This window comes from Flavobacterium sp. HJSW_4, assembly GCF_042436695.1.
Taxonomy (GTDB): Bacteria; Bacteroidota; Bacteroidia; order Flavobacteriales; family Flavobacteriaceae; genus Flavobacterium.
Map to the genome: position 1 here is coordinate 152,097 of NZ_JBHNPP010000002.1, position 19,170 is coordinate 171,266.

A 19,170-nucleotide genomic window follows, 5' to 3' on the forward strand; every position below is an offset into this window, starting at 1 on the left:
CAAAAGGAAAAAAGTACAATTTTTATCGACTTTTTAATCTTTATTCAGACTGTATTGATAGCATACCTTTGTCCCATCAAAATATAACAATCTAAAATAAAGATTATGAAACGCAATGCAACCGCCGTTTGGAACGGCTCGATGAAAGAAGGAAGCGGACATCTTACCACTCAAAGCTCCGTTTTAAACCAGACTCAATATTCATTCACCAGCCGTTTTGCCGATGGAATCGGAACCAATCCGGAAGAACTTCTGGCTGCAGCCCATGCCGGATGCTTCACCATGAAATTGAGCTTGGACCTAACCCAAGCAGGATATTATCCCGAACATCTGGAGACAAGATCCATTATCACACTTGACAATGGAAAAATTGTTCAGTCTCTATTGATCCTGAATGCAAAAGTTCAGGGAATCCCAGCTGAAGAGTTTGAAAAAATTGCGAAAGAGGCAGAAAAGACCTGTCCTGTAAGTTCAGCTTTTAACTTCGAAATTATCCTAGACCTTAACCTTCAAAATTAATCATCATGAAAACCATTTCTTTAAAAATATTAGCTTTAGCATCATTATTAAGTTTTAGCTCAAACATAACAGCGCAGTCTCTTCCTGCAAATCAAGACCCGAACATCGGAAAACAGACAAGAGAATTTTTAAAAGCATTGAACAGCGGTAGCGGCAAGCCGCTAGAAACATTATCTCCCAGCGATGCCAGACAGGTGCTGGTGGGGGCTCAAAAGTCGGTTAACTTTGATTATTCTGACATTGATGAATCTGAAAGAACCATAACAGAAGACGGTCAGACAGTTAAAATTCACATTATAAAACCAAAAGGAGCAAAAGCCGGGCTGCCGGTCTTTATGTTCTTCCATGGCGGCGGCTGGGTTTTGGGAGATTATCCAACCCATAAGAGATTAGTGCGTGATTTGGTGGTGAACAGCGGTGCAGTAGCAGTTTTTCCGGATTACACCCCTTCACCTGAAGCAAGATTTCCTATCGCGATCAACCAGTCATACGCGGCAACCAAATGGGTAGCTGAACATGGAAAAGAAATTGGCGTAGACGGCAGCAGGCTTGCAGTTGCAGGCAACAGTGTCGGCGGAAATATGGCTGCAGTTGTGGCATTGATGGCGAAAGATAAAAAAGGCCCTAAGCTAGTTCAGCAGCTGCTTTTATGGCCGGTTACCGATTCGGATTTCACCAGAGCCTCATACACTAAATTTGCTCAGGAAAGATTCTTGACAGCACCATTAATGAAATGGATGTGGGATAACTATCTGCCTGATTCTAAAGAACGAAACAATAAATACGCTTCTCCCCTGCAAGCATCATTAGAAGAGCTTAAAGATCTTCCTCCAGCTTTGGTGCAGGTTGCTGAAAATGATATTTTGCACGACGAGGGCGTCGCTTATGGCAGAAAACTGGACGATGCAGGTGTACCGACTACAATAACAGAATATAAAGGTTTTATCCACGATTATGGAATGCTAAACCCTTTGGCTCATATCCCTGCTGTTCAGCAATCCGTTTTGGATGCGGCAACTGCTCTAAGAAAAGCACTGATTGAAAAATAATAGCTTTTACCTTGATACAATAAAACTGAATAGATCCTAATTAAGCCTTTTCTAAGCAGCATTCCAGAAAAAATAAAAAACGCTGGCAATATGGGGTTTACTGCCTTATGTTTCGTATATCGTTCTCAATCCAAAAGGTAAAAGGAGCCGAAACAAAAGTTTTTCAATCTTCAAAAAACCACAAAAATGTGGTAGAGCCTACAGATTGTAAGATCTGTAGGCTTTCTTTGCTCTTACTTCATTTTCAAATATTTTAAAAACTCTCAAAATTTTGTGTCACAATCGTTGCACATCAAATTCAATTCTGAAATACGAAATGCTTATTAAAAACAACAATCGCCTATCAAGGTTCGAGTATATTAAACTTTTTTTTTTAAAATTAAAGAGCTTTATCACTTTTACTATTGCTCTTGTTCCATTGAGCTCAGAATTGGCTTATTTCCAAAAACGGATTCAAATTTTTAGCCCCGATAGCAGCGGAAATCCTTTTGTGCCGGGGTTCGGCACAAAAGATTGCTTCGCCAGTTCGCTACCGCTCGTGTGAAACGGATAGCGAGAATAAGCTCCACAAAAATAAAATAAAACTAAAACACCAATAATATCACTGACACTGCAGATCATTCAAATCAGGTTCCGCTAACGATAAGGCTGTTCGTTTAAATTATTATTTAAGCTGGCTGCAGTCCTGATCCCGCAACTATAAAATTTAAAAGCCTGGGAAAGTAGCTAGCGTCTTAACTATTGCCTTTGTTCAACAATGCAAGAAACTGGTTTATTTTTCCCCGGGCGTTACGTACATTCGATTCCCAACATAAAAAGATTCAAGTTTTGAGGATGCTGCATTTATTTAGCATACTTTTAATGCGGGAACTGATTACTCCCAGACATTAAAATAAACATTTTTTGGAAGATTATGTTTATGGACAGGCCCGTCTCCCCTTTACAGTGTTGACGGGCTTTATTTTTTACCTAGACACAGATTCTAATGAAAAATCAGTGTGTAACATCTGTATTAGACAATTTAGCCTGCACAGCCGATTGTTTTTCCTTCCTTAACTAAACCAAATTCCTACAAGAAAAACATACAGAATATCTTTTATGAAATAAAATAGATCCATACCGCTGATCTAATAAAAATTTCTTTTCTTCAGCTGAATGGCTTGTTCAGAGCTTACATCCATATAAAATACAAAAATAAAAAACATTGCATAGCAGATCTGCCTGCATTTAATCGTTGCTAATCGATTATTATCGTTGTATCTTTGAGATAACTGCCAAAATGCAGTACTTTATTATGATTCAAAAATTATTCAAGCACGTCCTGCTGGCCGATGACGATATAGACGACTGCGAATTTTTTGCTGAAATTTTTTCCCAGCAGTTTCCCGATTTAAAACTCTCCATTTCATATGACGGCTCAAAATTGATCAGCCTTCTTGACGGTCCGCCTGAGCCCTCAGCAGATGTGATTTTCCTTGATCTCAATATGCCTGTACTATCAGGACCTGAATGTCTGAAACTCATAAGGGAATCAAACCAGCTTAAGCATCACAGCATTATCATTTTCACCACCAGCAGCAGTTCTGCCGACATTGAGAAAATGTACGCTCTGGGAGCGAACTATTTCATCACAAAACCTGCCGACTATCACAGTCTTGCCAAACTGATCAATAAAGCGATGGTATTGGTCTCTGAGAATCATACCAGGCAGCCGGCTTTTGAAAACTTTTACATTACCATTTAGTCATTATTTTTTTACAGGTATGATGAATCTTCCAGAATCAGTGAGAGAAAACGTTTTACGTGATGTTATCGACACAGCACCCTTTCCAATCGGGGTATACACAGGATATGAAATGAAAATTGTACTGGCCAACCAGTGCATGATCAAAACCTATGGCAAGGGGCCTGATGTCATAGGAACCAATTATACAGAGATCCTTCCTGAACTTGAAAACCAGCAGATTTTCGAACAGCTGCGTGAGGTGCTGCGCAGCGGAAAACCCTATGAGGCAAAAAATGCCCGAGTGGACATCGTTGTGGAAGGCGAGCTCAGACCGCATTATTTCAATTACAACTTCACGCCTATTTTCGGTCCAGAGGGAGAAGTCTACGGTGTGATGAATACGGCTGCGGAAGTGACTGAATTAAATGTAGCCAGACAACAGACCCTTGAAATTGAAAAAAAATTAAGACTGGCCGTTGAATCGGCCCAGCTCGGTGTTTTCCAGATTGATACATACAAGGGCACCATCACAGGCACAAAACGTTTTTTAAAATTTTTCGAATTAAAAAGCGATGAGGTTTCCATTTCCGACCTGACCTCGCTTGTGCATACCCAGGACAGATCCCTGCTGGAAAACGCCTATAAGATGGTTGCTGAGAATGACGGCTTGAATTGTGAGCTGAGAGTAGTGATCAATGATACGCTGTATTGGGTAAGATTATCGGGATCGCTTTCAGAAAGCGACAATAGAGAAAACATTATTGTCGGAATTGCACAGGATATCACCCAGCAGAAAAAAAATGCGCACGAGCTCCTGCAGCTTGTTGAGCAGCGCACCGCAGAGCTAAAACGCTCCAATGACGACCTGAAACAGTTTGGTCATGTGATAAGCCATGATCTGAAAGAGCCGGTACGTAAAATTTTGATGTTCTCCAATATACTTGAAGAAGAACTTACTGTCCAGGCTCCCAAGATAGGCCAGTATGCACATAAAATAAACAGAAGCGCTTCACGCTTGACAGAGATGATTGATTCCATATTGGACTACTCTGCAGCCGGCACACCGGATCTGCAGGAAGTTGTGGACCTGAACCATACTATAGAAAGCATCAAAGAGGATCTTGAAATAAAAATACTTGAAAAACAAGCAGTTATCACATATTCCAGACTGCCAATGCTGAAAGGTTCGAAAATTCTGTTTCATCAGCTGTTTTACAATCTTATAGCCAACTCGCTGAAGTTTTCCCGAGATAATTTCGATTCTCGAATCAGCATTGACTGCAGTACAGATGAGGACCATTTAAGGATCAAAGTATCAGACAATGGCATCGGGATTGCAGTGGAAGATTCCGAAAAAATCTTTAATGCTTTTGAGCGGCTGCACTCCAAAGATCGGTACGAAGGAACCGGTCTTGGACTTTCACTGTGTAAAAAGATTGCAGAGAGACATGGCGGAGAAATGAAAAACATCAAATCAGAAGACCCAGGTGCTGTTTTTGAACTGGTACTGCCTAGGACAGTCCTGTATTAGATCTTTTTATCGGTAAAAAAGCTTCTTGCAATTTTCATACAATTTACCAACCGGCAGCTGCCATATTAAAACAGGGACAGCTTTTGGCTGAATTAGAATTATCAAAAACAGCTGCTGTAGTTTTAGCTGTTAGATTTATGATACTAAATGCGATTGTCAAATAAGACGAAACTGATATGGGCTCTGTATGTTCCAATCCATATTTATGATTTTTTCAAGAAACGATCTCATAGTACCCAGTGAGTTGGGTTTTACTGCATAATACGACGCCCCAAGTTCATGAGCCGTTTCAATATCTGAAGGATCACTGCTGGTGGAAAGCATGATGACTCTTACATTTTTTAAGTTCCCGTTGTGCATTTTAATTTCCTTCAAGCACTGCAGACCACTTTTGCCCGGCATATTGATATCAAGAAAAATAATATCAGGAATTTTTTCCGAATTTTCAAGAAGACTGTTCATAAGGCTTATTCCATCCGCCAATTCATTTATCACAATATCGGGATCAATTTCCAGAAGCGCATCGATCAAAAAATCTCTGTCATCCTGATCATCATCTACTATTAATATTTTGTGGGTATTTTTTTGATTGTCCATAAATTCTGTATTGCAGCCAAAACATAAAACAAGAATCTAAAAATCAGCAAAAGCCTTTATAGGACGAGGCTTTTAAGAATCGATAAACCACCGAATTATATCCGAGAAACCGGTTAATAAATACAAAGATACAAAATAATTTCAGACAAGCGCATCGGGGATTTCCTTCAAGTGCCAAATGGTCTGGCTTGGATATACTGCTCATTATTATAGAACTGAAAATGAGAAATATAAAATATTTTCTGGTATTTTCAGCCCGATGCAAACAAGAATCTTTTAAAATTAAAACTCAATCCATTTAAAATCCCACAGCAGAATTCTGAAATACATACTCTGCGAGCACTGCACATCAGAATTATCTGCATCAACGGAAATTCCGTAATCTTGGAAAGGAGATTCACAGCAGTGTATCTAGAGGATCACAGGGGAAATAAATAGTGATCGAAGCACCCTCTCCGACTTTACCTTCAGCTGAAATGGTCCCTCCCAGTGCCTGCATAATTTTCTTGCACAATGCCAGTCCGATTCCCGAACCGCTGTATTCCTGCTGATTGTGCAGCCTCGTGAATACCTTGAAGATAGAATCTGCGTACATCTGGTCAAAACCGATTCCGTTATCCGTAAATTTGACCCAGCTGCAGTACACATTGAAACGCTCTTTTATTAGTACAGGCTCCTGGGAAGCTGTAATTCTTATTACCGGTAAGCGTTCATCAGAGGCATATTTCAGGGAATTTTGAATAACATTCAAGAAAAGCTGCTTCATCAAAAAACCTATAGCGCTCACTTCAGGAAGCCTCTCGCATTTAATGACGGCATTTTTTTCCTCAATAAGCTCGCTACATTCCTCCAGTACCGATTCATAAATAAGATTTAGATCAATTTTTTCTGCCGCCTCCCTGGTATTTTTAATACGGGTGTACTTCGAGATATCCTGCAGCAGCTCGCGCATCCTAGAGGCTGATTTTGAAACGCGTTCCAGCGAATCAACCTCAGGGTCTGCAGGTGCGTCTTTTTTATCGGCAAGCAGCTTGGAGGTAATCATCTGAATTTTGCGCAGGGGCTCCTGCAGGTCATGCGTACTGATCCAATTGATGTTTTCCAGTTCAGAATTGGTCTCCCTCAATATTTCGCTTTGAAGCCTGTATTTTTCCTCTTCCTCGCTCAACAGGACCATCATTAAATATTTATGGAGAGAATGGGCATATTTTGCCGCCGAATTCAATTCGTACTGTTTCCAGATGCTGCTCTGCCCCTTGACAATCTGTTTCCATGTATTGAATGAATTGCGCGGATGCAGGCCTTTTTCATCCTTGACGATACTTTTTTCCGGATCGCCTGCCCAGTTGATTTCAGAGATGGTTTCAGGTCTGTACCAGATGATATGATTTGAGCCTCCAAGGGAATGATACACTGCTCCTGCAAAATTGGATGACCTTTCGAGTTCAGGAAAATGATCACCCACCTTTCTTGTGGTGTAAAAATCATCGAATTTCCTGTTTTCCACCAGCCCGGCAAAAGCTATTATCTGATCTTCTTCGGGAATAAGGCCATTTTTGTAGATCTTGTCCCTGAACAATATCGAAACACCTGCAGCATTGCAGAGAGCCAGCAGCTCAGGCATTTCAATGATACTTTTTAATGAATCCTCAGCCAGCGGAAGATCAAGGGCGGATATGCGTTCCAGTGCCTCAATTGACTTTCTGGCATCAAGATTCTCGTCATTGGATTCCCTGATATCAATCTGCGAGGTGATAAACTGCCCCTGCAGTTTTGCCGCCAGCCTTACTGCCGGCGAGATATTTTTCTTTGAATAATGATGGCACGCAATCAGTCCCCACAAGCGGTCGTGGTGGAGAAGGGAAATAGTGAGCGTGGCGCCAACCCCCATATTTTTGAGATACTGCACATGGATAGGAGATGTGCTTCTTAAAACCGACAGGCTCAAGTCGAGGTTCTTATACTGCTTGTCATCTACGGTATAAATTGGAACGGGCTGGTAATTGATATCTACAATCAGCCTGAGCTGGTTCCTGATATACAATTCCCTTGCCTGTACGGGAATATCGGTATGCGGATAATGCAGTCCTAAAAAAGGCTCAAGATCCTTACGGCAGCTTTCGGCATAAACCTCCCCGTTGTACTGTTCATCAAAGCGGTAAATCATAACGCGGTCATAGCCTGTTATCTCACGGGTGCCTTCGGCTACCAGGGCGCACAGATCTTTAAGGGATTTGGTGCTGTTCATCTGGGTTACAAACTGAATGGTCTGCGTGTACACATCAGCCAGGATCTGCTTGTCGAACTGCGGCTCGGCCTCCAGAATATAAGTATCCTCGCTTTTGTGGACATTGACCTGAAACTTTCTGCCCTGCAGATCAATCTCCAGAGGAAATACATCCTGCGCGGTATCCGAATTGATATAATTGAAAAGACGCTCCTGAGCTGCACTTCCAAAAACCGTTTCAAACCTGTTTCCCAACGCCTCGGTGTGGCTCAAATTAATGAAATATGAAATATTTTCGGTGCAGTAGTCTATTGTCCAATTATTGGTGAGCCCAAGCAGAAAACCATGCGGCTGGATCTTTCCGGGAATATGTATAGGCTCCTGGTCGCAGTTGGTCAATGTAACCAGATCGCGGTTAACTATATCTTTAATCTTCATTAAATATCAATCTCCATTAAAATTAAACATCGGAACTTAAAATGTATTGTCTTACAATTTATAGCAGCAAACTCTGCAAGCAGTTTTAAAAAGACAGCTAATCTTTTTAAAATTATCACTGTATATGATTAAATGTATAGATACTCTCGGGCAAAGTGGAGCGAAGAGTTTCAAGTGTAGCATCGAGATTGGTCTGGATGCCCACACAAAGCTGCTCCATTATTGATTTTAGCTGGTAAAAGTCTGAAGGTTTAACTATATATGCTTGGGCTCCTAGCGAATCGGCCTGCTCGATACCCTGAATACGCGCAGAAGTTGCCATCATTATGATCGGCACATTTGCAAAGCGCAGATCCAGTTTGATATGCTTTAACAATTCCCAGCCATTCATTTTGGGCATACCGGCATCGAGTATTATCAGATCAGGCAGCGAATCCAACTCGGAAAGCAAATGCAGCGCGGCATCACCGCTGTCAACAAACTTGACTGAAAAAGTTTCTTCTGTTCCTTCCATTGCCCACCTAAAGAATTCCGCATCGTCATAGTCATCATCAACCAGTAAAATTATTTTTCTATTCATAATATGATATGTTGTGCTGCAGTCTCTTTGAGCTGCAATGATGTTAGTAAAGTTAAGCATACCGTCTATTGAAAGCAATACAAAGCAGGGTTTATTTGTAAAAATAATGCCCGAGAAATAGAAACCGTCTGTTTTCCTGGTATGCCTGTACTATCCTGTTTTTCGAAAATGAAATTAAGTTAAAGCGAAGGGCTCTTAAAGGATCCCAATCTTCCAAAAAAACAATCTTCTAGGAATTACCTTCCACCTCTAACCTGAATTTATATAACAGACATTGTAAGCAAAATTATAAAGTATCGAATCGAAGGGTTTATAAAATCCATATATTATCTTATAAAATTTAAATCCCACTAACTTAATCTGACTGCATATTGTTAAAATTCCCATGATTTTATGCACCAAGAAGGAGCTGACAGTATGACCGCTGCAATGAAAATACTATTATTTTTTACATAATTCCCATGTTTAACATGGGAATTATGTAAATTTAAAACATACTATATGTAATTGCTTTTAAAAACATCTTAACAATATAACTATATGCAAGCATAACCAAAAATTCATTTAAAATACTGAAAACATTGACATTAAAAAATAGCAGCTTTTAAAAATATGCATTTGTATAATTGTCTGATTTGACTTCAACTGCCAAAAGCTGATTAAAAACGATGAGTTAAGAAAAACACACCGTTTTCTTACTATTTGCAAAAGGACTTCCAAAATTATATCTTTGGAATACTCTAAAAACATAGGATGCAATTATGGCACATAAAATATACAGACATGTCTTACTCGCGGATGATGATCCGGACGATTGTGATTTTTTCTCCGAAGTTTTTTCCGAGAACTTTCCGGAGGTCAAACTCACCATTTCCCATGATGGCGCCGAACTGATGATGCTCTTGAAAGGTCCACCGAAGCCGGAAGCCGATTTGATTTTTTTAAGACTTGAACATGCCAATTTTATCAGGTGCGGAATGTCTAGATAAAATCAGGACATCATTGGAACTCAACAAACACATAATAGTAATTTTCAGCACCAGCAGCAGCCCGTCGGACATTCAAAAAATGTATGCTATGGGTGCCAATTATTTTATCACAAAACCAGTTGACTACCAGCATCTGATCCAGCTGATCCGCAAGGCAATGCTCTTGGTGTCGCAGACCCATAGTGAGCAGCCGTCGTTTGAAAATTTTTACATTAGGATCTGATATTTTTCAGACAGCAATCTGGATTTGATAAAATTTTCTAAGACATAAGCCATTGTCAGGCAGGAATTTTAAACTTTTGCGATTTTTTCTAGGTTTTAAGTTCCTTAGCAGAATCATGGCACATTGAATTTTAAAATAGGAAATACTCAGTAAAACCAATACCTAATAAGTCTAGGTTCGAGTATATTAAAGATTTGACAGAGAATTTTAAGAGTCTAACACTTATTGATAAAGGTCTATTAGATGAAACTATTTCGTTATACACATCAAGAATTGCAATAATCCATCCTAACCAATGGGCAAAAATTACTGATAAAATGGCAAGGAATTTAGCCAGGGATTTTATGAGATAATGGGTGGGCAGTTAACAGCCGTTAGCATTTTTTTAGCCCCGATAGCAGCGGAAATCCTTCTGCGCCGGGGTTCGGCGCAAAAGATTACTTCGTCAGTTCGCTACCGCTCGTGTGCAGCGGATAGCGGGATAAAGCTCCCTAAAAATAATATTAAACCCAAAATAACATTCCCTCCTCATTATAGGCATGAAATTATGAAAATAGCCAAAATAACCGGTCTTGTCACGTATCACTGGTGCATAAAGGATTTAAATGAATACGGCTATATAAACTACGTCCCAAAAAAAAACAGAAACCAGAAAAGCGTCGTTTATTTTATTGTCTAAAAGTGGAGCTGCTAATTTTTGGACTGCAAAAATCAGATCCGTTTTTTATACCTATTTGGTAATTCAAATTTTGCGGAAAAATCAAGGAAAACTGATTCAACTTCTCTAGCCCCCGATTGCTTTCGCCAGTTCGCTTTGCTCGTGTGCAGTGGAAATCCTTTTGTGCCGGGGCTCGGCACAAAAGATTGTAACGTATAGCGGGAAAAAGCTCCAAAAAATACAGCATTATGTGATCAGGCAAAATTAGATTCCGGTGCCAACTCATGGCATTACTTATCCAGCACCTTCTCAGCCTCTGCCCTCTTTATAATGAATTCCCTAAAATAGCATCCGTAAAAGCAGCAAAAAGAGCCGCAGTATGCTATGTTTTGTTTCATGAGCATAAAAAGGTTAGTTTCCGCCAAAAGCAGGGCTCTGCTTGAAAATACTACCCGAAGCGGTGGAGATTTTCAGGCCAGACCTGAAGGGCCCTGCCTTGCTTTTGGCAAAGGGCACTGAGTTACCTTTGCTCCTGAAATAAGACAAAAGCATAGTGGCCTTTGATCAAAAAGTAAAAGGGAATAAATTGGGATACTATGGACAAAGAGAAGTTAGAAAGAAAAGCAGTCCGCTTAGGGGATGAATTATACATTCTTATTATTAATTAAAAAAGCTTTCGATCACACAAAGCCAACTGCAAAAAGTCTTCTTAATGCCATTTTATGGATGTTATATTTTTTGGCTAAAATGCTATCATTTCAAATAAAAATCATTACCAAAACAAAAACGGTTATTTTTTATCATTGTTTGAGAATAAATAAAAGGTAAATTTACCTCTATTTTTTAATTTTATTTAAAACATTTCACTATATTTGCGGTACATTTACCTCAAATTAACATGATAGACGATATTTTAAATAAAAGCTTCCAATACAACGGTCCATCTCTTGAAGAATTATTAAAAGTAAAACTTGATGAATCTGGGTTAACTAAAACTCAATTTGAAAAATTATCAGGAATGGAAAGAAGAAGTTTAGACGCTATTCTTGATAAAACTTCCAAACAGACTGATATTATCAAGCTATTAAAACTTGCCGAATTTTTAGAAATGGATTTTAATAATGCTTTAATTGTGCATTTTAAAGACAGACCTGTTGAGGAAATAAAAGAACTTCAATCTTCAATGGACATCACCTTTATAAATAAATTCTTTGACCTTAAAACTTTAATAAGTTTAGGATTTATTAATAAAAATGATTCTTTGGAAATACTAAAAGAAAGAATTTGTAAATTCTTTGATATCAATAGCATTTATGAATACGAAAGAGAATTAAACGAAGCTTTTTATAGTAGAACTAAGAAATCATTTAGTGACAAAATGAAAGATTTTTGGATTAAATCCAGCTACAAATATTTCGAATTAATCGATAACCCAAATGAATATAAAAGACAGAATCTTATCGATCTGATTCCTAAAATCAAACCCTACACACAAAATTCAGAAACTGGCTTACTGACTGTTTTCCAAGCCTTGTTTAACATCGGAATTACAATAGTGTTCCAGCCATCTTTACCTAAAACCCAAATTCGTGGAGCAACGTTTTTAATTAATGATAAACCTTGTATCGTAATTACAGATTTCAATAAAAATTATGCTACAATTTGGTTTGCCTTGATTCACGAGCTTCACCACGTTTTATTTGATCTGGAAACAATTGAGAAAACAAAATATCATTTATCGGGCGAACCGGATTTGTTTTTAATTCAGGAAGACAAAGCAAATGAATTTGCTTCTGAATATTTATTATCATCCGAAAAAATGAGATACATTGAAAAGATGATACATAATAAATTTATGGTGGAAAAATTTGCAAAGGAATGCCAAATTCACCCTTGTATAATTTATTCACAATATCAATGGAGGCAATCTGAAAAAGGAAATGATTATTGGGGTGCTTTTAAAGAATATTTCCCAAACATAAAAGGCATAACAAAAAAATTGAATGTTTCCAATTGGGATAATGAATCTATCAAAGAAACGGCAATAAAAATAAAACAATTACTAACGGTATAAACCATACGAATGAGCAACGAAAAAAACAATACAGATAAGGCCGAACGAAAACTTTCCCAAGAGGATATAGAAAGGTTGGAGATACTACAAAAATCTGAAGAAGTAAAAGGCGAACAACTTTCGATTAATGTGGATTCTGAACTTGTTGTAGAAAATCAAGCAGAACAATTGCTTGGACAGAAAATAGATGACCCAGTTCAAAAGTTTCAACTATATTATCAAGGTCTGTCAAAACTTCTAAAAGACAGCTTACCAAAGGGTAAATCTTTTGAAGACGTAAGAAGAATTGTTTATGATGAAAAGAACATTCTTATTAATCGAGGTGCAAAAAAAGATGAAAAAGGAATTAGGGGCAGTGATGGCAGAATGGCTTACGTAGAAGATTTGGAAGAGGCTATTAAGATAGTTGCAGACTGGACAATTAATAAAGGAACGCCTGCTGAACTTTTTATAGCATTTTGGGATAAAAATGAGGAATTAGGATACGGACATCAAGACTAAATAAAAAGCGCGACCAACCAATCGATGCAATTAGCTATTCAGTCTTAAAACCTGATATTGGTTTTATATTTGGAAGATTTGCCAAATCATTAGATTAATTTAATCTCAAGTCTGTATGACTACAAACTATTGGACGAAATTTTATCCATAACTATAAAAAACTCTCAAATATGACATTTGAAGAAATTAGATCACATGCATTAGAAGTCGAACGACTAAAACATAATGCCATTACAGATGAAGATTGGCAACATTTTAATACAAAATGGATTGAATTAGGAAAACTCATCGAAGAGTATGGTAGAATAGCATATAATCGCCAAGTAAAATTAGAACATATTTTCAAATTAAACGAAAATACGAGATTTCCAAATTTGCAAATAGAATGGGTTGAATTAACCCTAAAAACGGTAGCTGCTAGAATTTCCGAGGATCGCGGAATTTCAATTTCTCCTGATCAGTTAGGACTTGCAATTTTAGAACAAAATAATTATACAGAAAACATCCAAGTAATTTGGTACATTATAGATAAAGGTTTAAAAATATATGATGAATTTAAGGATTACTACTTTTCAGATACAATTGGCAGTATTGAATTATTTGAAGATGATGGCATTTTTCCAGAAGGAGTTAAATCTAGCTTGCGTGAAAAACAAATTAAGGTAAAGGGTGAAATTTGGGAACTCCATAAAAATGATGCCGACCCGTTTCCCTCTAATCCTCATGCTCACAATTATGAAACAGGTTTAAAATTAGATTTAAGTAATGGAAATCTTTACAAGAAAAAAAATATCGACAGTTCCATTAACAAAAAAAAACTTTTAAATATAAGAGAAAAATTCACAAACGAAGGTTTTACAATGCCTAATTTGAGTATTTAATAAATTACATCCAATAGTTTTTTTAGGAATTTTGGATTAAGTGTGTAATGGAATAAGCTTTTTCTATATTTTGACGCAGTACTAATTTGACGGTTTGGAAACATACCCCAACATAAACATCAAATAACAAGTTTTTTTATTGAAGGAGGGTAACTGTATGCCACAAAACGCAGACATTTTTTTTCTAATAATTTAATTTACCCTTACAATCTTCTCTCTAAAAATCCATCCTTATCTTTTGATAACTTAAAAGGATTCGGACACATGAAATAGAATAGAAATTGACTTTGTAAAACTCTGAACTGCTTCAATTTGTTTTTACGGCCAAATAACAACCGGGCCGATTTTACAATTTAGGATTGTCTTTTCAACTTTTAGCCCCGATAGAAGCGGAAATCCTTTTGCGCCGGGGTTCGGCGCAAAAGATTACTTCGTCAGTTCGCTACCGCTCGTGTGCAGCGGATAGCGGGATAAAGCTCCTAAAAATAATATTAAACCTAAAATAACGCCCCCCCCTGATTACAGGCATAAAATTATGAAAACAGCCAAAATAACAGGCCCTGTCACCTATCACAGGTGCATAAAGGATTTAAATGAATACGGCTATATAAACTACATCCCTAAAAAAAATAGAAACCAGAAAAGTGTCATTTATTTTCCTGTGTAAAAGTGGAGCCGCTATTTTTTGGGCTGCAGAAATCAGATTAGTTTTTATACTTGTTCAGTAATTCAAATTTTGCGGCAGAATCAAGGAAAATGGATTCAACTTTTAGCCCCGATAGCAGCGGAAATCCTTTTGCGCCGGGGTTCGTCGCAAAAGATTGCAGCGGATAGCGGGATAAAGCTCCTGAAAAACAAGACAAAAAAAATCCACAGAGCTCCGTACATTAGATTCCTCCGCCAATCCGCCGCCACCTGGGTTAAAGGCAGAGCAGAAAAAGCTCCAAAAAATTAAAACTAAAACAACAGCAATACAATTGGCGGTGCTGCCCGCTCCAACCCGTCCAGCTTATCATCAAGGCCGCACCATTAAAAATAAAACCTGTAAATTTGCTTTACATTAGAATTAAAGCAATGCAGAATCCACGGCGCATGAGATATGAAGAAGTTTGAAATAAAAAAAACAGCCCAAGGGAGCTGGCTGGTCTCCCATAATGAACACCCCAGGTTCACCTGCCTCTTTGAGGACAAAAAATTCCATTACTCCAGGATCCTAACAGGGCTTTCAGACCCGAAGGGCGACCCTGAGCAGATCCAGCTGCTCCAGAGGATGGAGAAATGGCTCTCCCGCTACCATATGGACAAAATAAACGGCTGAAATACTTCTCTACTTTTAAATAACATCACAAAAGATCATAATTTTTGCGGGCCTTTTTTTATACTGCTGGATAGATGAACCGTTTTAAATGCTACATTTACAGTAATCTAAAAAACAGATGGCACGAAAGATATATTACAGCAGACCGCTCAAATTCTTCTGGCAGGAGCTGTACTCCACCCAGAAAAAATTCACGCCATACTTTTCCGACGACCAGATATTCTCCATACTGCGCCGCAATATGCTGGCCGCTCCCGACCAGTCCTTTGAATTCCCCGTGATGAGGGGGCTTATGGTATCGGGGCTGGAACTCTGGAGAAAGGATGCGGGCACGATTATACAACAAACTTTCTTCTGCCTGATAAAATGACCTATCTAGGATGCATGTAGAAATATTCTTAATTTTTGCAGTCCCGAATTTATATTTACTATCGTTATTAGTTTGATATAAACAGTAAATCTTTTTCTTTAAAATCAAGCCTATATAATAAAGATGTTGTCCTGTTCAAATTTGAGACAATCATTTGAGAGAGAAATTCATTTAGAACTCCACGGGTCAAACAGGAATTATTTTTCTAAAGATCAAAATATTTTTTTTGCAGATTAAAAAACATCTTTATATTTGCATCAGCATATTTAGACATGAAGCACTTCATTAACATATTCATTATTATTAGCATTATTATCAACCGGTAATTATGAAAGGATATGTTATATAAATAAGTACAAGATACAATTTACAAACCTCCTTTAATACAGGAGGTTTTTTTATTTTAGAAAATATGAAAAACACAGCTAAAAAAAATATCATTATTGCAATTATTATTATTCGTATCACATGACGAGTCAGGAAAATATTGCCTTAATAAAAACCTTTCTCAATCAAATGTGAAAGGTTTTTTTTTACTCTAAAAGTTACTACCAACTAAACAATAAAAACTATGGAACACGACTATACACTTACCATCTATTCTGAAAGCCAATTTCATCTGCTCAATAAACTGTCCTCAATGTTTATAAGAAAAGGAATTAAGGTTTTGAGCCTTAATATGTCAGAGAGCGAAATCGAAAAAATTTACAGAATTACTATTGTGGTTAATGAAAGAAAGGACAATGTTATAAACCTAGCGGCACAGATTGAAAAAATCATAGAGGTATACAAATGTTACTACAGCCACGATGACGAAATCATTTACAGGCAGACTGCTCTTATTAAAATATCGACTGCAGCTTTAATGTCTGAAAAGAAAATTGAAAAACTCCTTGAAGACAATGAATTAAGAATTTCTGAAATTCGAAGCGATTACACGATTCTACAGGCTACGGGGCAAGTCGAAGACATAAACTATCTGGTAGAAGAACTGACTCCGCTCGGGCTTACCGAGTTTGTCAAAGGCCCCAGAATTACACTTATATCATCATGCCCTGGGTTCAGCATTGAACTTTGAGAGTTCCTTTAGTACCGTGCTTGTCGGTTTAATATTTATAACACAGAAATTTTATGAACTTATTTAGCGCAGCCTCAAAAGCACAAAGGCAATTGAAAGGATTTACAGTGGAGACACCTCTTGAGACCTGCCGATACCTTTCAGAAAAGTACAACGCTGAAATCTGCCTCAAAAGAGAAGATATGCAGCTTACACACTCTTTTAAACTAAGGGGTGCGTACTCTAAAATAAGTACACTTAGCCCAACAGAGAAAAAAAATGGAATAATAGCATCAAGTGCATGCAGTCATCTGCAAGGGGTAGCACACTGCTGCAATGCATTAAGAGTAAAGGGTACAATCTATGTCCCTACCAAGACATCCGTGTCAGAAATAGAAAAAATAAAGTCTTTAGGTAAAGAATTTGTTAAGGTGATCCGCGCGGGGGAATCACAAGAACACGCCTTGGCGATTGCGATGGGTGATTCATCACTTAATAGAAAAGCTTTTGTCCATCCTTTTGATGACCTTCAAATAATTGCTGGCCAGGCATCGACCGGCCTTGAAATATTAGAACAGACTAACGCACCAATTGATTTTTTGTTTGTGCCAATGCTTGGTGGCGGACTCGCGGCAGGAATCGTAGCTGTTTTTAAAGTACTTAGCCCTAATACAAAAATTATAGCTGTTCTGCCGGAAGAGGTCAAAAACTTGAAATCTGATCCAGATAAGAAAACGCTAAATTTTACTGGTCTTGAAGGCGCAACATCGCCCTTGTATCACCAACTAATTGAAAATTTACATGATAGGGTTTATATTCCTCAAGGACATTTATGTACTAGTGTCCTTGAGCTTCATAAACATCACAAAATCACTCTGAAAGTTTCCGGAGCACTCAGCATTTCAGCACTCGACCTTTATGCTGACCAATTAGAAGGAAAAAATGTAGTATGCATTTTAAGCGAAGGATTGAACAAACTTAAAAAACAAGATAAGCTCAAGGAGTTGTCTCGCCTTTTTTTAGGACTTGTTCATTATTTGCGAATAGAATTTCCCAACGGAATAAAAGGTGCAAAACATTTCATAAATAATATCCTTGCCGAAGATGACGCTGTCACATTTTTTTACACTGTCAAAAGCAAATCATGCTCAACAGAATCAATTATATTCCGGCTAGAGACTAAAAATGCTGAAAATATTTTCGCAATTAAAAAGGCCTTGAACGAATCCTCATTGAAATACAATGTGTTAAAAAAGATTAAATACATAAGAACTGTTGCATAATTATTACGTTTTTTAATTGTATTTGCCAACCCTAAATTTAGCCATAATGTCTTTGAAAGCTCTAATAATTTATAATTAATACTTTTAATGAAATGAATAAAAGCTTTTTACTTACTTACTAATTTCACTTACTGAACCTTACTAATAATTAAAAAAAAGTAAAAATTCGTTATAGTGAGTTTTTGAGAGTTGATATTCATAAGTAAAAAAAGAAACACCAAGTATCCTTCGTACAAGGTGTTTCTTTTCAAAAATAAATGAATTATAAGTAACCTCAAAAAATATTATTATTACAAGAATAATAAATTTTTAGTTAAACATTTAAGGTATTCAAAAATGGACATTCCTACCATATTTTTTTGTCATTTTAATAGATCACATATCTTAGTGAAATAACTAAACTCCATAACATTAGTCCAAAGCTCATCTTATTTGTATTTGGCAATACCTGATTTAAGCCATTTCATATATTCCTGAGTATCCGGAGTATAACCAACCGGTTCTTCCAGATTGGTCTCTTCGTTATTGATCAACACATAGAAAGGCTGTGAATTAGCTTTATATCTTACAGTCTGCAGCTCACTCCATTTTTGACCTATGCATTTGGGGAAACATTATAAAATTGTGTAAAGCCTTGAAATATTTAAACTTTTTGATGCCATATAGATCAACAATTCATGGTTTACAAAACTGAATAAAAATTTGGTAAAGGAAAAGCTATTATTATCACATCAACGCATGCTGCTTTAGAATGGATGCACATCAGAAAGCCTATCCTATTTATTTAAAATTGATTTTCTGTAATTGCCTCCCCATTCCCCCATTGCTTCAACAACTTTATTGAGACTTCTACCTTGCGCCGTAAGTTCGTATTCAACAGTAATAGGCATTGTATCTACTACAGTCCTTGTGACAAGTTGGTTCACTTCCAAGTCCTTTAGTTCCTTTGATAATGTCTTTGGTGCAATGCCTTCAATACGTCTGCTCAAATCCATAAATCTAAATTTTCCGTTGTAAAAAAGTGCAGCTACAATAACCATTTTCCACTTTCCACTCAACAAATCCTGAGTATCTTTGACACCCTTAAGTTGTAACTGGCAAATATCTGTGAGTTGTGATTTTTCCTTTTTCATAACTACAAATATATAA

At 37.4% G+C, this 19,170-nt stretch carries 17 protein-coding genes; 13 read left to right on the top strand and 4 right to left on the bottom strand.

Annotated elements, in window-relative coordinates; all coding sequences use genetic code 11:
* Positions 1-105: 105 nt before the first annotated feature.
* The 4 genes from ACE01P_RS02450 (at position 106) to ACE01P_RS02465 (ending at position 4,825) form a co-directional block, all read left to right on the top strand.
* The gene (locus ACE01P_RS02450) at positions 106-519 is read left to right on the top strand and encodes an OsmC family peroxiredoxin (RefSeq protein WP_379693710.1); all 414 of its coding nucleotides are present in this window, start codon (positions 106-108) and stop codon (positions 517-519) included.
* 5 nt (positions 520-524) lie between these two features.
* Positions 525-1,568 (top strand): alpha/beta hydrolase, encoded by a 1,044-nt coding sequence (locus tag ACE01P_RS02455; protein WP_379693713.1) that lies wholly within the window; start codon positions 525-527, stop codon positions 1,566-1,568.
* A 1,294-nt stretch (positions 1,569-2,862) separates the two neighbouring features.
* Entirely contained in the window at positions 2,863-3,312 is a 450-nt protein-coding gene (locus tag ACE01P_RS02460) for a response regulator (protein ID WP_379693715.1), read from the top strand.
* 19 nt (positions 3,313-3,331) lie between these two features.
* A complete protein-coding gene (locus ACE01P_RS02465; protein ID WP_379693718.1) occupies positions 3,332-4,825 on the top strand; it encodes an ATP-binding protein in 1,494 nt (497 codons plus the stop codon).
* 156 nt (positions 4,826-4,981) lie between these two features.
* On the opposite strand, the gene ACE01P_RS02470 is transcribed toward ACE01P_RS02465, so the two are convergent.
* The 3 genes from ACE01P_RS02470 to ACE01P_RS02480 form a co-directional block, all read right to left on the bottom strand.
* Entirely contained in the window at positions 4,982-5,422 is a 441-nt protein-coding gene (locus ACE01P_RS02470) for a response regulator (protein ID WP_379693720.1), read from the bottom strand.
* Between the two features lie 397 nt (positions 5,423-5,819).
* Positions 5,820-8,087, bottom strand: a complete 2,268-nt coding sequence (locus ACE01P_RS02475; protein ID WP_379693722.1) for an ATP-binding protein — start codon at positions 8,085-8,087, stop codon at positions 5,820-5,822.
* A gap of 115 nt (positions 8,088-8,202) precedes the next feature.
* Positions 8,203-8,667 carry a response regulator gene (locus ACE01P_RS02480; protein ID WP_379693724.1) on the bottom strand — a complete coding sequence of 155 codons (465 nt, stop codon included), beginning with the start codon at positions 8,665-8,667 and terminating at the stop codon, positions 8,203-8,205.
* Positions 8,668-9,428: 761 nt separating this feature from the next.
* Here ACE01P_RS02480 and ACE01P_RS02485 point away from each other — a divergent pair.
* The 9 genes from ACE01P_RS02485 to ACE01P_RS02525 all read left to right on the top strand — a co-directional run bounded on the left by ACE01P_RS02485 (position 9,429) and on the right by ACE01P_RS02525 (position 18,021).
* Positions 9,429-9,656 (top strand): hypothetical protein, encoded by a 228-nt coding sequence (locus tag ACE01P_RS02485; RefSeq protein ID WP_379694115.1) that lies wholly within the window; start codon positions 9,429-9,431, stop codon positions 9,654-9,656.
* Positions 9,622-9,879 carry a response regulator gene (locus ACE01P_RS02490; RefSeq protein WP_379693726.1) on the top strand — a complete coding sequence of 86 codons (258 nt, stop codon included), beginning with the start codon at positions 9,622-9,624 and terminating at the stop codon, positions 9,877-9,879. Before ACE01P_RS02485 ends, ACE01P_RS02490 begins: the two co-directional genes overlap by 35 nt.
* A 1,556-nt stretch (positions 9,880-11,435) precedes the next feature.
* Positions 11,436-12,611 (top strand): ImmA/IrrE family metallo-endopeptidase, encoded by a 1,176-nt coding sequence (locus ACE01P_RS02495; RefSeq protein WP_379693728.1) that lies wholly within the window; start codon positions 11,436-11,438, stop codon positions 12,609-12,611.
* A 9-nt stretch (positions 12,612-12,620) separates the two neighbouring features.
* Positions 12,621-13,112 carry a hypothetical protein gene (locus ACE01P_RS02500; protein WP_379693730.1) on the top strand — a complete coding sequence of 164 codons (492 nt, stop codon included), beginning with the start codon at positions 12,621-12,623 and terminating at the stop codon, positions 13,110-13,112.
* A gap of 170 nt (positions 13,113-13,282) precedes the next feature.
* A complete protein-coding gene (locus ACE01P_RS02505; RefSeq protein ID WP_379693732.1) occupies positions 13,283-13,993 on the top strand; it encodes a hypothetical protein in 711 nt (236 codons plus the stop codon).
* 1,099 nt (positions 13,994-15,092) lie between these two features.
* Positions 15,093-15,311: a hypothetical protein gene (locus ACE01P_RS02510; protein WP_379693735.1), complete on the top strand. Its 219-nt coding sequence runs from the start codon at positions 15,093-15,095 to the stop codon at positions 15,309-15,311.
* Between the two features lie 118 nt (positions 15,312-15,429).
* Positions 15,430-15,681 carry a hypothetical protein gene (locus ACE01P_RS02515; protein ID WP_379693737.1) on the top strand — a complete coding sequence of 84 codons (252 nt, stop codon included), beginning with the start codon at positions 15,430-15,432 and terminating at the stop codon, positions 15,679-15,681.
* A 571-nt stretch (positions 15,682-16,252) separates the two neighbouring features.
* Entirely contained in the window at positions 16,253-16,759 is a 507-nt protein-coding gene (gene ilvN / locus ACE01P_RS02520) for an acetolactate synthase small subunit (protein WP_379693739.1), read from the top strand.
* 53 nt (positions 16,760-16,812) lie between these two features.
* Positions 16,813-18,021, top strand: a complete 1,209-nt coding sequence (locus ACE01P_RS02525) for a pyridoxal-phosphate dependent enzyme (protein WP_379693742.1) — start codon at positions 16,813-16,815, stop codon at positions 18,019-18,021.
* A 776-nt stretch (positions 18,022-18,797) separates the two neighbouring features.
* Here ACE01P_RS02525 and ACE01P_RS02530 read toward each other — a convergent pair.
* Positions 18,798-19,154 (bottom strand): winged helix-turn-helix transcriptional regulator, encoded by a 357-nt coding sequence (locus ACE01P_RS02530; RefSeq protein ID WP_379693745.1) that lies wholly within the window; start codon positions 19,152-19,154, stop codon positions 18,798-18,800.
* Positions 19,155-19,170 lie beyond the last annotated feature (16 nt).